The organism is Thalassovita mediterranea, assembly GCA_019448215.1.
Classification (GTDB): Bacteria; Pseudomonadota; Alphaproteobacteria; order Caulobacterales; family Hyphomonadaceae; genus Henriciella.
Window position 1 is genome coordinate 614,602 of record CP080408.1, and the last position, 13,765, is coordinate 628,366.

Consider the following 13,765-nt stretch of genomic DNA (forward strand, 5'->3'; position numbering starts at 1 on the left):
GTTCCCGCACGATGCAGTGCGAAGGAACCTCACCGCCAGCCAATGCGCTTTTCCTGCAACGAAGCCAGACAGGAAGCGAGCCGGACCATGTCCAACCCTCTGAAGAGTTTAAGGCGCACCCTTCTCAGCAAACCTTTGATGGGTTGGTACAAGTCAGTATTGCCGGGCCTGTCAGATACAGAGGCCCAGGCGCTGGAAGCCGGTGACACCTGGTGGGAAGCCGACCTCTTCTCCGGCAAGCCCGACTGGGACCGGTTTGCGAGCTTCACGTCGAAAGGGTTTACCGAGGACGAGCAGGCCTTTCTCGACGGCCCGGTCAACGAATTCTGCGCCATGCTCGACGACTTCGAGATAGAGCATGAGCGTATGGACCTGCCCGAGAAGGCTTGGGACTATCTCAAACAGAACAAGTTTTTCGGGATGATCATTCCGAAAGAGTATGAAGGCCTCGGCTTTTCGGCCTCGGCTCATTCGGAAGTCGTCAAGCGCATTGCAACCCGCAACGTCTCGGCGGCGGTCACTGTCATGGTGCCTAACTCGCTCGGCCCGGGTGAACTTCTGATGCTCTACGGTACAGATGAGCAGAAAGACTATTACCTGCCTCGGCTTGCCCGCGGTGAGGAAATCCCGTGCTTTGCCCTGACAGGGGTCGAGGCAGGCTCCGACGCCTCCGCCATGACCGCGACTGGCGTCATCTGCGAGGGCGAATGGGAGGGCGAGAAAACGCTCGGCATCCGCCTCAACTGGGAAAAGCGCTACACCACGCTTGGGCCTGTCGCGACCGTCATTGGCCTTGCCTTCAAGCTGCAGGATCCGGATGGCCTTCTCGGCGGTAAGAAAGACCTCGGCATCACGGTTGCCCTCGTTCACACCGACCTTCCCGGCGTCGATACTGGCGACCGCCACATTCCGTCCGGTCTTGCCTTCCAGAATGGTCCAAGCTGGGGCCGCGATGTTTTCGTGCCCCTGAAACAGATCCTCGGCGGGCAGGAGCAGACCGGCCAGGGCTGGAAGATGCTGATGGGCGCGCTTGCCGCCGGACGCGGCATCTCGCTTCCTTCCCTTGCCACCGCAGCCGCCCAGGTCTCGGCCCAGTCGACCGGTGCCTATGCCCGAGTGCGCGAACAGTTCGGTATCAATATCGGCCAGTTCGAAGGCGTGCATGAAAAGCTCGCTCCGATTGGCGCAGCCGCCTACCAGCTCGAAGCGGCCCGCCGGTTCATTACCATCGGCCTCGACAATGGCCACCATCCGGGCGTCGCCTCCGGTATCATGAAATATCACGCGACCGAGCGGATGCGCGAAAGCATCAACCACGCCATGGACGTGCATGGCGGCAAGTCGATCTGCGTCGGCCCGAAGAACTATCTGGAGACGCCCTACCGCGCGATCCCCATCGGCATCACAGTAGAAGGCGCAAACATCCTGACGCGCAGCCTGATCATTTTCGGCCAGGGCTCGATCCGCTGTCACCCCTACATCCTCGAAGAAATGCAGGCCGTTGCCCTTGATGACCGCAAGGAAGCGCTGCGCAAGTTTGATGATCTCCTCTGGCGCCATGTCGGCCATGACGTTGCGAATATCTGGCGCAGCTGGTTCCACGGCCTCACCGGCGGCAAGTTTGCCAGCACGCCGAAGGACACGACCCTCAAACCCTATTACCGCGAACTTGCCCGTTACAGCGCGAACCTCGCCGTCGCTTCTGAAGTCTCGCTCGGCATTCTTGGCGGCAAGCTGAAATTTAAGGAAAGCATCTCCGCCCGCCTCGGCGATGTGTTGGCGGAACTTTTCCTTCTGTCGGGCGCGCTCAAACGTTTCGAAGCCGACGGCCAGCCCGAAGCCGACAAGCCGATCCTCGACTGGATCTTCGCTGATGGTGTCGCCCGGATGCATGCCAAGCTTGCAGAGGTTGGCGACAATTTCCCGAGCGGCTTCTGGGGCTGGACGATCAAGATGTTGACCCAGACCGGCGGCAAGCGCCGCCGCGGGCCGACGGACCGCATGAACAAGGCCGTGTCCGAAATCCTTCAGACACCGAGCGCGACCCGCAAACGGCTGAGCGAAGGTGTTTATTCCGGAACCGGCGCTGACCCTCTCGCCGCGCTGGAACGCGCTTTTGCGCTTACCGTTGAATGCGCGCCGCTTCGCAAGAAGATGAAGGATAAGGACATGACGTCGCCGGACGAGGCCCGCGACGCCGGGGTAATCACGGCCGAGGAAGCTGCGAGGCTTGGCGATCTTCACCGCGCCGTGCGCGAAGTCATAGAGGTCGACAGCTTCGACCCCTCCCGCTTCGACACCGAAAGCGTCATCCCAGTGAAGCCAGAACCTGTAAGGGCGAAATCAGCATGAAGGTCTATGTCGTCGACGGAAACCGGACCCCCTTCCTGAAGGCCCGCGGCAAGCCCGGCCCATTCACCGCGGTCGATCTTGCCGTACAGGCGGGCCGCGTCTTGATGTACCGCCACCCTGAAATCGCCGGTGAGATCCAGGAAGTTATCCTTGGCTGTGGTTCACCCGGCGCAGAAGCGACCAATCCGGCGCGGGTTGCGGCGCTGCGCATGGGGCTTGGCGAGGGCATGCCGGGCTGGACCGTCCAGCGCAATTGCGGCTCCGGCATGCAATCAGTCGACACCGCCTTCCGTTATATCCGGGCAGGCGACTATGACTGCCTCCTCGTCGGCGGCACCGAAAGCCTCAGCCACGCCCCCCTCCTCCTCAATGAGGACGCCGTTGACTGGTTCGCCGACATGAACACGTCCAAATCCATGCTCGGCCGCCTCGAAGCAGTCAGCAAGTTCCGCTTTTCCATGCTGGAGCCGGTCATCGGCGTCGAGAAAGGCCTGACGGATACGGTCGTGGACCTCGGCATGGGCCAGACTGCGGAGATCCTGCGCCATGAATGGGACATCAAGCGCAGCGAGGCTGACGCCTACGCTGTCGAGAGCCACAAGCGCCTCGCTCGTGCCCAGAGCGAAGGTTGGCTCAAGGATGAGATTGACCCCGTCTTCGCCCCCGACGGCACCCTCTACGAACAGGATGACGGCGTGCGCCCCGATTCCAGCACCGAAAAGCTCTCCACGCTCAAACCCGTCTTCGAGAAACCCTATGGTCACGTCACCGCCGGCAACTCCTCCCAGGTGACAGATGGCGCCTGCTGGATGATCGTCGCCTCAGAGCGCTTCGTCGATAAACACGGCCTCGAACCGCTCGGCGAGATCTGCGACAGCGACTGGGCTGCCCTCTCACCTGCCCGCATGGGTCTTGGGCCCGTTCATTCCGTCACGCCAATCCTGAAGCGCAACCAGCTTGGCCTCTCCGATATCGACCTCTGGGAGCTGAACGAAGCCTTCGCCCATCAGGTCCTCGCTTGCCTCAAGGCCTGGGAGAGCGACGAGTTCTGCCGCGAGGAACTCGGCCTCGATGGCGCGCTCGGCACCATCGACCGCGACAAGCTCAATGTCGATGGCGGCGCGATCAGCATGGGCCACCCCGTGGGCACCAGCGGCGCGCGCATCGTCCTGCATGCCCTCAACGCCATGAAGCGGCGCGGCGGACAGACCGGCATCGCCACTGAATGTATCGGCGGCGGCCAGGGCGGCGGCATGCTGCTGCGGTCTGCCATCGCGCCGGCTCAGCCTAGACCGACACCCCCGCCAGCCCCCGGCACAGAAACTCAGCAAGGGGAGGCCGCCTGATGACCCAGCCTGACAAGACATGGCACCTTCGCCAGCACGCAGACGGCAAGGCCACGCTCACGCTCGATGTGCCCGGCCAGGCCCAGAATACGCTTGGCCGGTCAGTGCTCGACGGCTTCGAGGCCTATCTTACCGAGCTTGAGAAATCCCCGCCCGAGGCGCTCTTCATCCGGTCCGGCAAGCCCTCCGGCTTCATGGCGGGCGCCGACATCGAGGAGCTGTCAGGCGCCAGTCCCGACGCGCTGCGGGATCTGGTCGACAAGGGACATAAGGCCCTCGCCCGCCTTGAGGCCTTGCCCTGTCCGACCGTCGCCGTCATCCAGGGCGTCTGCCTTGGCGGCGGGCTCGAAGTCGCTCTCGCCTGCGACCACCGTATCGCTGACCAATCCGCCCGCTTTGGCTTCCCGGAAGTTCAGCTTGGCCTCCATCCCGGCCTTGGCGGAACCGAGCGCTTCCCGCGCATCGTTGAACCCGCCACCGCCCTCCAGCTGATGCTGACCGGCAAGACCATCGATGCGCGCAAGGCAAAATCCATCGGCCTGGTGCGCGACGCCGTGCCGGACCGCCACCTCGATGCGGCCGCCGAGGCCGCCGCGAAAGCCGGCAAGACAAAATCGAAGCGCGGCCTTCTCGATGGCCTCAAGCACACGCTGGAAATCTCCGGGCCCGGCAAGCGCTTCATCGCGAGCCGCGCGCGCAAGGAAACCGAGAAGCGCTTCCGCAAGGAGCATTACCCCGCGCCCTTCGCGCTGATCGACCTCTTCGAGGAGGAGATCGACACCGAGGATGCCTTCGAGGCCGAAGCGAAATCCTTTGTCGAGCTCAGCCAGACCCAGACCGCGCAGAACCTTATCGGCCTGTTCCTGCGCCGTGAGGCCCTGAAACGCGAAGCTCGCCGGCCGGACGGCCACGGCATCTCTCACGTGCACGTCATCGGCGCAGGCACGATGGGCGCCGACATTGCGATGTGGACGGCCATGAACGGGTTCACCGTCACCCTTCAGGACATTGACAACAAGGTTATCGCGAAAGCGATTGGCCGCGCGCATGACTGGATGGAGGGCAAGCCCGACCATTCCGATGACATCCGCGATCCGGAAGACCGTCTCGTCGGCGATCCGAAGGGAGACGGCGTGCGCTCCGCCGACCTCATTATCGAGGCGGGCCCGGAAAAGGCTGAAATCAAGCAGAAGATCTATGACGGTCTGAAGGGCAAACTGAAACCGAACGCGATCATTGCGACCAACACGTCCAGCATCCGGCTGGAAACGCTGATGGGCGGCCTTGATGACCCCGGCCGCTTTATCGGCCTGCACTATTTCAACCCGGTCACGAAGATGCCTCTGGTCGAGATTGTCTCCGACGAGCAGACGAGCAATGAAACCCGGGACCGCGCGCTCGCTTTCGTCGAGGCCATCGACAAGCTGCCACTGCCGGTGAAAAGCGCGCCGGGCTTTCTCGTGAACCGGATCCTGACGCCTTACCTTCTCGAGGCGGTGAAACTCATCGATGAGGGCCACAAGGCCGAAGAGGTCGATGCGGCCGCAGAGCGCTTCGGCATGCAGCAGGGCCCGGTTGAGGTCGCCGACACGGTCGGTCTCGATATCTGCCTTGAAGTGGGCCGCGTACTCGCACGCGACCTTGATCACATTGCCGAGCCGCCAGAACGCCTGATGAAGAAAGTCGACGCGGGCGATCTCGGCAGGAAGACTGGCAAGGGCTTCTACACCTGGGAGGATGGCAAGCCCCAGAAGGAAGAGATCGAGGCTTCGGCTTCGGACCTTGAAGACCTGCAGGAGCGCCTGCTTGCCCCGCTCTATGAGGAGGTTCGCCGGGTGCTCGACGAAGGCATCGTCGCATCTGAAGACCATCTCGATCTCGGCGCCGTCTTCGGGTCCGGCTTTGCGCCCTTCCGCGGCGGTCCGTGCACTGCCCTTCGCCAGAAGAAAGATGTAGTCTCAGAAGCCAAGACGCCGGTTGCCCAAAAGCCGGCTGAGCCGAACGAGGCATAGATGCAAGGCGATCACGAGGTGGGAACGGTGAGACCGCTGCCCGTCCACACGACCCCGGAAGCGGCTGCTGAAGCGGTCATCGATACAATTGGCAAGGATATCCGTCTCGCGCTGCCGCTCGGGCTCGGCAAGGCGAACCTGCTGACAAACGCCCTTTATGAGATTGCGAAGGCTGACCGGTCGATATCCCTGAAAATCTACACGGCCCTGTCCATCATCCGTCCGACGACACCGCCCGGCCTGGCCACACGTTTCGGCAAGCCAGTCCTCGACAAGTTGTTTGGCGACTATCCCGACCTCACCTATGCGCGTGATCGGCTCCGCGGCGCGCTGCCGGACAATGTCGAGGTGGAAGAGTTTTTCCTCGCCACCGGCACACTGCTCGGCAATTCCTATGCCCAGCGTCACTACAATTCAGTCAATTATACCCATGCCATGCGCCGGATCGTGTCCCAGCGCGTCAACGTTCTTGGCCAGATGATCTCCCGGCGCGATGGCCGCTACAGCCTTGCCTGTAATTCGGACCTCAGCCTCGACCTCATCCCACTAATGCGTCGCACTGTCGGGCGTGAGAACTTCATCGTCGTGGGAGAGCTTAATGAGCGGCTGCCTTTCATGCCGAACGACGCCGAAGTTCCTGCCGACGAGTTCGACATGCTGCTCGACGCAGGCCCCTACGACCTTGCCGGCCCGCCTGCCCCGCGCGTCGACCTTACCAGCCACGCCATCGGCCTTCGTGCCGCGCGCCTCGTCAAGGATGGCGGCACGCTTCAGATCGGAATTGGCTCGCTGGGAGATGGGGCGGCCCAGTCTGTCCGCCTACGTCATAAGAACACGGGCGCATTCCGTCAGGCTGTCGCCGCCCTGCCCGGCCCGCATGGGCCGACGGAGGAAGGCGGCACAGATGCGTTTGAGACAGGTCTCTATGGCTGCACGGAGATGTTCACCCAGGGCATGTTCGAAATCCTGCGTGCAGGGATATTCAGGCGTAGGGCTCATGAAGGCCGCGACATCACCATTGATGGCGGCTTCTATCTCGGCCCGCAGACCTTTTATCGCGGCCTGCGTGAGGCACCTGACGACATCCTGAACCTCATCAACATGACCTCAGTCGATGACGTGAACGCGCTGTATGGCAATGAGGCCGTGCGTCGGCGCGAGCGGGTCGATGCCCGCTTCATCAACATCGCCATGAAGGCGACCTGCCTTGGCGCTGTGACCTCCGATGCCCTCGAAGATGGGCGCGTCGTCTCTGGCGTCGGGGGCCAGTACAATTTCGTCGCGCAGGCCCATGAGCTCGAAGGCGCGCGCTCCATCATCCTCCTGAAGGCGGTGCGCGAGAGCAAGGGTAAGGCTGAATCCAACATTGTCTGGAATTTTGGCCATGTGACCGTGCCCCGGCACCTGCGCGATATCCTCATTACCGAATACGGCGTTGCGGATCTTCGCGGCCAGCCCGATGAGGAGTGCGTCAAGCGTATGCTGGCTATCACCGACGCCCGCTTTATCGATGACCTTGTAAGAGAGGCAATCGCGGCAAAGAAGCTGAAGCCTGATTTCAAGGTGCCGGAAGCGTGGCGCAGCAATACGCCTGAAGCCATCGAAGAAGCGCTATCGCCTTTCAGAGGCAAGCTGCCCGCCTTCCCGTTCGGAACAGAACTTAGCGAGACGGAGCAGACACTTGCGCCGGCTCTGGAACTGTTGAGCACAAAAACCGCAAACAGGCTACCGGCCCTGTTCTTTTCAATTTCCGCGATCATGTCCGGGACTCCGCGCAATCATGAGCGTCTCTACAAAGATGTGTTTGAACGCCTCGACCTTGTGCACCCGAAGACCCCCAAGGAATGGCTCTGGAAAAAGCTCGTCACAAAGGGCGTTGAAAGTACTCTGTCCGAGACGACGGCAAACTAGCGCCGCGAAGCCGCTATTTTAAGCCGCCGACTCGGAAGCGTTGGCGGCAGAAGCTCCCAGTTCTGGGACAGCACCGACCCGACTGACATCACTCCGGCTGAATTTCGTGGGATCGAGCAATGGCTTTCATAGGTTGGGGCTATGGATTGCGTTGGAAAATCATATTGTTCCGGAAAGTCATGCAGCCGTAACCGTAACCGGTCACGCGACCCGTGGATGATGAGGCTGCGCCGGTCCTTTTTGCCGTCAGCTCTCATCCTCCTGATCGTCGCGCGCTCGAAACTGCTGCCTGAACCGCCAACGTCAGCCTCTTTTTTGGAACGCCAAGAGAATGAGCGAAACAACCCAAAGCCCGCAAAGCTTCCAGTCCGCAGCCTCTGACGCCATGGGAAGAAGCTTCGGCTCCTTTGGTTACAGATCATTCGTCCTGATGTCGCTGACGGTGGTCTACACTTTCAACTTCATCGACCGGATCCTGATCAGCGTTGTCAGCGTCCCCATCATCAATGAGTTCGAGCTTTCCCAATTCCAGTTCGGGCTCCTGTCCGGTATCGGCTTTGCTCTCTTCTATACATTGCTTGGCATTCCGATCGCGAACCTCTCTGAACGGGTTAGCCGGAAGCTGATCATCGGCATCTGCGTCATTCTCTGGTCGCTGGCGACGGTGCTTTGCGGCTTCACCACGGGTTTCGTAACGCTGTTGTTGGCCCGCATGCTCGTTGGCGTTGGCGAGGCCGGGTGTACGCCCCCGGCAAACTCCATGATCAGCGACTACTACGCCCCTCGGGCGCGGCCGACGGCGCTCGGCATCTATGCGATGGGTGTGACGGCGGGCGGCGTACTGGCCCAGGTCTTCGGCGGCGTCATCCTCGATTATTTCACCTGGCGTGAGGCCTTCATCTTTGTCGGTGCGCCAGGCATCCTGATCGGCATCATCTTCCTTCTCGCCGTAAAGGAGCCACCGCGTGGCTATTCCGATCCGGAAGGGACGGTGAAGGTTGAGCGCGCAAGCTTCCGCGACGCGCTGAAAGAGATTGTCTCCAAACGGACCTTCTGGATCATGTCGGCGGGCGCGACGATTGCGGCATTTTCGGGCTATGCGCTGACGGGTCTTCAACCGCAGCATGTGGTCTTCACACATGGCTACACCCCCGCGCAGACAGCGCTGATGTTCATGGCCCCTGTCGGACTGGCAGGTACGTTGGGAGCATTCCTGGGCGGCTTCCTGACGGAGAAGGCCTCAAGGCGCTCCGCCACTGCGGCAACCTGGGTTCCTGGCATCGCCTTTTTGATCTGCGCACCGCTCTATGCTTCGGCATTTCTCGTACCCGGCAGCACGCTGATGCTTATCTTGCTGATGGTTGCCAGCGTCCTTCAGTATTTTTACCTCGGCGCGCAGTACAATATTGCTCAGGCCGTCGTCAGCGTGCGGGTCAGAGCCACCTCCGTCGCCATTCTCCTGTTCATCGTGAACCTGATTGGATATGGCGTCGGGCCGCCTGCCCTTGGCATTGTTGCAGACCTCTCTTCGTCTGGCTGGATCGATGCGAACGGTCTTGCCGGGCAGATCACGGCATCCTGCAGCCTGACCGATAGCAGCCTGTCGCAGGAACTGATTGCCGCCTGCCGGGACGCCCGGGCCTACGGGGTCAAATGGGCCTGTGTCACTGCGACCGGCCTGTTCCTGTTCGCGGGTCTTTTCTTCCTCATCTCCGGCCGGACCTTCGTGCGCGACATTCAGGCCATGAAATAGGAAGTGCCAGCCTGGCCGGCGGCGCGCGCACCCCCAAGACGTACTCCCCCCCAAAAAAAGCCGCCCGGACATTTGGTCCGGGCGGTAGCTGGGTTTCGAGGCGGGGAGGGGGGTGGGTAGGCCCGACCCAGCTAATTGGTCTTGATCTTCAGGGGGCAGATCAGAACCGTGATGAGGCGTAGCGGCGTGCCCGTCGTTCACGCCAGAGACGGCGAAGGAAGGATGGGCTCTGCGCAAGCAGTGCCGGCGAACCGGCCTTCGTCGAAACGTAGGCGGGAGGGGGCGACTGCAGATTTCTCATTATTTTTCTCCGTTGGTAAATCCGCTCCGTGGCGGACGCCCTTGATTTGCGACAGGCTAGTCCATAGTTCCAACTGAAAGTTTCTCTCAACACGATAGGCGGAGATTATGAATGCGGCCGACACTTCGACAATTGCAGTATCTGGTAGCGATTGCTGACACCGGGAAATTCGGCGAGGCGGCCAAGCGCACCAATGTAAGCCAGCCGAGCCTGTCTGCGCAGATCGCAGATATGGAAGCATATCTCGGCAATGTGCTGATCGAACGTGGGCGCCACGGTGCATTCCTCACCCCTCTCGGCGAGGAAGCGGTCCGCCGCGCCAGGTTGATCCTGCGCGACGTTGAGGATCTGAAAGCCGTGCTCGCATCAGAACATGACGCCCTCAACGGTCGCATCAGGCTGGGCGTGCTGCCAACCATTGGCCCATACCTGCTGCCCGCCGTCACGCGGCATCTCCATGCGAAATACCCCGACTTCCGTCTGGGCGTTCGCGAAGAACGGACGATCGATCTCGAGGAGCACCTCCATGACGGCCGCTTTGATACGGTGATCTCGACGATCGAGGACCATGCCAATGCCGAGCACGTTCCTCTCTTCGAAGAGGAGTTCTGGATATGCGCAGCGCCTGACGATCCGATTGCGCAAAGCTCAGGCGACATCAAGCTGGCCGATCTGAAAGAGCGACCGCTACTGACCCTGGGATATGGTCACCGCTTCAATCACAAGATCCAGACGATCGCCGAAGCGGCAGGCGCGCATGTGAGCAGTGAATATGAGGGCACCAGTCTCGACGCGGTCCGCCAAATGGCGGAGATGGGTGCGGGCGTGGCGGTTCTGCCCAGCCTTTATGCACTTACCGAGGCAAGGAGAGACCCCGATCTCGTCGTCAGGAAGATTGATGACCCTCTCGCGAGACGTGAAATCTCGCTGATCTGGCGCCAGACCTCACCTTTGCGCGATCGCCTGCTAAAGCTCGCTGAAGAGCTGAAAACAGCGGCCGTCTCGGTTCTTGTGGGCCGACGCTAGAAACCCAGTCATAGCTTTTTATGATCAAGCCATCTGTTTTATTCAATTTTTCAGATTGAATTGAGCTTCCTAGCTTGTCTCTCAACAGAAGGAGACAAGTATGAGCGTTGTCCGAAAACAGACAGATCCACCGGTCCGGACCGTTAGGCTCGCCTATGTCCTGGACGATACATCCGCCGATACTGAAAACGCGGTCCTGAATGAACCGAGATCAGGCGATGAGTTCTGGATGCTCGCGGAATGGTCTCGTTCCGGTGAGAGCCTCGCCTTCCATGCCGAGTCCCTGATCAGTTGGGCACCCGTTGAGATACTTGAGCGTCCAACACCGGTCGTGGATGAGACCGGACAGGCAAAATGGCTGTGCAAGTTTCGATATTTTGGTCCCATAAAGGACCGGGCACGGCTGATCGAGAACGTGAAGGGTGTCCTCAGCGCACTTGCCCATTGGCACCCTGTCCGCCGGGATAGCCTCTGATTGCCTGATGACCACCGCCGCCCCGTTCGGCTGTGAGGCATCAGAAACGATCAGCCACCCTACCATAGCAAATAACTATGCCGTCAAAAGATAACGACGATTTGAGCTTATCGATAGCGATTGCCATTTCCACTTCAAACCAAAGAGGATGACTTAAATGAACTGGCTTATGGAGATGTTCTCTGAATTCTCCGACAAGGTGATGGGTGAAAGCGACGTGCACGAGCGCGGTCGAAGATCGCGCCTCAAGGAAGCGCGCGAGCGAGCCTACCACCCCAAGACGCCACGTCGCGAGAAGAAGCGCGGCGCGAACAGGTTTCACGACCTCGACTGGTAACCACCCTTCCATCTTCAATTCCAATCGCAGCCAGGGCCTTGTTGCGCGTCCTGGCTGCTCATTCTGCTAGAAGGAACAGATTCATGTCCCTGATCGTCGCGAGGATACAGAACTTCCTCAAACTGGAATCGTCGGCCGGCGTTTTGCTGATGCTGGCCGCATTGATGGCATTGATCGCCAGCAACTCCATGCTGAGCGGGCTCTATGGCGGCTTTCTGACGACTCCGGTCGTCGTTCAGATCGGCGCGCTTGAGATCGCAAAGCCTCTCCTGCTCTGGATAAATGATGGCCTGATGGCCGTCTTCTTTTTCCTGATCGGCCTGGAGATCAAACGAGAAATCCTCGAGGGTGAGCTCTCCTCTTTCGACAAAGCCGCCCTTCCGCTGATTGCCGCCATTGGCGGCATGGCCGGGCCTGCGATCATTTATGTACTAATAAACTGGTCGACCCCGGAGACGCTCAATGGCTGGGCGATCCCGGCTGCGACCGATATCGCATTCGCGCTTGGTGTGCTGATGCTCCTCGGCCGGTCGGTGCCGACATCGCTGAAAGTCTTCCTGCTCGCGATCGCGATCATTGATGACCTCGGCGCCATTACGGTTATCGCCCTCTTCTATACGTCCGATCTGTCAACCATGGCGCTTGGCCTGGCCGCGATTGGCCTGGCCGCGCTCGTCGTGCTCAACCGCGCCGGGGTAAAGACGATCACGCCATATGCACTGATTGGTCTCTTTATCTGGGTCTGCGTCCTGAAATCTGGCGTCCACGCGACCCTTGCAGGCGTCCTGACCGCACTCGCAATCCCGATCCACGGTAAGACCAAGGAGGCCCAGTCTCCGCTTCACAAGCTGGAGCATGGCCTGCATCCGTGGATCGCATTCGGTGTCCTGCCGATATTTGCCTTTGCCAATGCGGGTGTGTCGCTCACCGGGCTTTCGCTCGAGGATCTTGCCGCCCCCATCACGCTTGGCGTTGCCGCAGGCCTCTTCATCGGCAAACAGATCGGCGTGTTCGGCGCGACCTTCCTTGCGGTCAAAGCGGGCATCGCGCGCCGGCCAGAAGGCACCAACTGGGCGCATATCTACGGCGTCGCATGTCTGACCGGTATCGGTTTCACGATGAGCCTGTTTATCGGCATGCTGGCCTTCGACGCGAGAGATAGCCTTGACCAGGTCCGGATCGGGGTCCTTGCAGGCTCGATCCTGTCGGCGATCGCTGGTGTTATCGCCCTCAAGCTCGCCGCGCGCATGAGTGTGCCTGCTGAGCCCAGGCCGGCGACGCAGACGGATGGCTCAAAAGCCCTCGCCTGAACCCGAGTCTCCAAACTGTTCTGGCAGGGCCTTAAGATCTTGCCTGACAGGACCATAAAAGCGAACCGCCCGGACATTGAGCCCGGGCGGTTTTCTTGTCTTCGAGGTTTATGTCCAACCGCTGTCAGACATCGCGAAGCGTCAGAATTCCCGGCCGATAAAGACCTTGAACATTGCGTCGTCGCTCGCCTCTGTGAGCCCGGCGCGAATAGCCGACTGCAGGAAGACGCCATTTGACCAGTCGAGCTTCAGGACTGGACCGATCTGGTGGGCCTGTTCATCGAGGCCACCAATATCCCGGCTGTTGCCCCATTCACTGAAGATCTCCACGCCGAAGCGGGCGCCGGATGAACCAAGCATGTCTGTATCGATCGCGCGTGTGAGTTGGGCGCGTGTCTCTATTTCCACGCCTCCCTGGCTTCCCGAACCGGTTTCAACTTCGCCAATTGCGTTGGCGCGCCATTCCCAGGCGCCGGCAAACTTGTCAGTGATGGTCAGCCTTACTTCAGCTTCGTCAGGACCGCCGCCATCGGCAAAGCCATAAGCGAGGCGAAGACCGCCATTGAAGCCTTCGCCGGAGCGCGCTTCCTCGCTCCATTGAAACCAGTTCTCGACAGTGAAGGCGCTGAAATCCCAATCCTCATCTTCCGGACGGGAGAAGGAACTGATCAGGCGCAGCTGGTACCAGCCGGTCGCCGCATAATCATAGTGGATACGAGCTGCGGCATCGCCAGCGTCATTGACCCCAAAACGGGTTTCAACTGACTGCTCGCCGTCAGAGATCCCGGCGGAGCCGACATTCCCGGTCAGGGACTGGGCATTGGCCTCGGATGAAAGGGCTAATGCGCACGCGGCGACGACGCCCGGCGCCAGCAATAAACGGATGTTCGACATGATTGTTTTCGACCTCAACAAAAAAGGCGCGCCAGAGTGCGAGTGAGG

The 13,765-nt window shown here is 60.6% G+C and carries 10 protein-coding genes; 9 read left to right on the forward strand and 1 reads right to left on the reverse strand.

The annotated features are described in order from the left end of the window. The first annotated feature begins 138 nt into the window (after positions 1-138). The 9 genes from KUV46_03010 (at position 139) to nhaA (ending at position 12,823) form a co-directional block, all read left to right on the forward strand. Complete coding sequence (locus tag KUV46_03010) at positions 139-2,352, forward strand: acyl-CoA dehydrogenase (GenBank protein QYJ01373.1); 2,214 nt, start codon at positions 139-141, stop codon at positions 2,350-2,352. Further along, a complete protein-coding gene (locus tag KUV46_03015) occupies positions 2,343-3,698 on the forward strand; it encodes an acetyl-CoA C-acetyltransferase (GenBank protein ID QYJ02338.1) in 1,356 nt (451 codons plus the stop codon). The genes KUV46_03010 and KUV46_03015 overlap by 10 nt, the downstream gene beginning before the upstream one ends. Continuing rightward, complete coding sequence (locus KUV46_03020; GenBank protein QYJ01374.1) at positions 3,698-5,710, forward strand: enoyl-CoA hydratase/isomerase family protein; 2,013 nt, start codon at positions 3,698-3,700, stop codon at positions 5,708-5,710. Before KUV46_03015 ends, KUV46_03020 begins: the two co-directional genes overlap by 1 nt. A 27-nt stretch (positions 5,711-5,737) precedes the next feature. After that, the gene (locus KUV46_03025; protein QYJ01375.1) at positions 5,738-7,621 is read left to right on the forward strand and encodes a hypothetical protein; all 1,884 of its coding nucleotides are present in this window, start codon (positions 5,738-5,740) and stop codon (positions 7,619-7,621) included. 331 nt (positions 7,622-7,952) lie between these two features. Further along, the gene (locus tag KUV46_03030; protein QYJ01376.1) at positions 7,953-9,374 is read left to right on the forward strand and encodes an MFS transporter; all 1,422 of its coding nucleotides are present in this window, start codon (positions 7,953-7,955) and stop codon (positions 9,372-9,374) included. Between the two features lie 412 nt (positions 9,375-9,786). After that, positions 9,787-10,701 carry a hydrogen peroxide-inducible genes activator gene (locus tag KUV46_03035; GenBank protein QYJ01377.1) on the forward strand — a complete coding sequence of 305 codons (915 nt, stop codon included), beginning with the start codon at positions 9,787-9,789 and terminating at the stop codon, positions 10,699-10,701. A 100-nt stretch (positions 10,702-10,801) separates the two neighbouring features. After that, complete coding sequence (locus KUV46_03040; protein QYJ01378.1) at positions 10,802-11,176, forward strand: hypothetical protein; 375 nt, start codon at positions 10,802-10,804, stop codon at positions 11,174-11,176. Positions 11,177-11,333: 157 nt separating this feature from the next. Further along, positions 11,334-11,513 carry a hypothetical protein gene (locus KUV46_03045; protein QYJ01379.1) on the forward strand — a complete coding sequence of 60 codons (180 nt, stop codon included), beginning with the start codon at positions 11,334-11,336 and terminating at the stop codon, positions 11,511-11,513. 83 nt (positions 11,514-11,596) lie between these two features. Then, the gene (gene nhaA, locus KUV46_03050; GenBank protein ID QYJ01380.1) at positions 11,597-12,823 is read left to right on the forward strand and encodes a Na+/H+ antiporter NhaA; all 1,227 of its coding nucleotides are present in this window, start codon (positions 11,597-11,599) and stop codon (positions 12,821-12,823) included. Positions 12,824-12,964: 141 nt separating this feature from the next. On the opposite strand, the gene KUV46_03055 is transcribed toward nhaA, so the two are convergent. Next, positions 12,965-13,717 (reverse strand): hypothetical protein, encoded by a 753-nt coding sequence (locus KUV46_03055; protein QYJ01381.1) that lies wholly within the window; start codon positions 13,715-13,717, stop codon positions 12,965-12,967. Positions 13,718-13,765: the final 48 nt, after the last annotated feature.